The organism is Daeguia caeni (assembly GCF_042653845.1).
Lineage (GTDB): Bacteria > Pseudomonadota > Alphaproteobacteria > Rhizobiales > Rhizobiaceae > Brucella > Brucella caeni.
This window is the reverse complement of the sequence record NZ_JBHSEL010000056.1, coordinates 1-526: the sequence shown is the minus strand read 5'-3', so window position 1 is coordinate 526 and position 526 is coordinate 1. Positions and strand designations below refer to the sequence as shown.

Here is a 526-nt window from a genome sequence, read left to right as displayed (position 1 = left end):
GTTCGGCTTGCCCGCCAACCGACGATACGGCGGGCGAAGGCATCAATGACGAAGGCCACGTAAACGAAGCCTTGCCAGGTCGCGACATAGGTGAAATCGGATAACCACAGCATGTTCGGCGCGGGAGCCTTGAAGTGGCGATTGACGCGGTCGAGCGGACACGGGGCAGACTTGTCCGATATAGTGGTTTTGATTGGCTTGCCGCGAATGACGCCTTGAAGCCCCATCATTCTCATAAGCCGAGCGACGGTGCATCGGGCGATGTCGTAACCTTCTCGCTGCAACTGCCGCCAGACTTTGCGCACGCCATAGACCTGGAAGTTCTCGTTAAACACCCGGCGTATCTCGACTTTCATGGCAATATCATTCCGTTCGCGGGCCGATAGGCGACCCACGTCCGTGCGCTTGGCGACGACTTCATAATAGGTGGACGGGGCAATCGGCAGCAGCCTGCAGATCGGCTCGACCCCGAGCACCGAGCGGTGTTCGTCGATGAAGGAAATCATCGCTTCAGTGGGCGGTCGAG

At 58.7% G+C, this 526-nt stretch carries 1 protein-coding gene and 1 other annotated feature; the gene reads right to left on the bottom strand.

What is annotated here, in order from left to right:
• A partial coding sequence (locus tag ACFO1V_RS09350) for an IS3 family transposase (protein ID WP_380075076.1) occupies positions 1-526 on the bottom strand: 526 nt, incomplete at both ends.
• Positions 432-526 (bottom strand) — a sequence feature (AL1L pseudoknot). This feature is flagged as partial in the annotation. Its footprint overlaps the gene before it by 95 nt.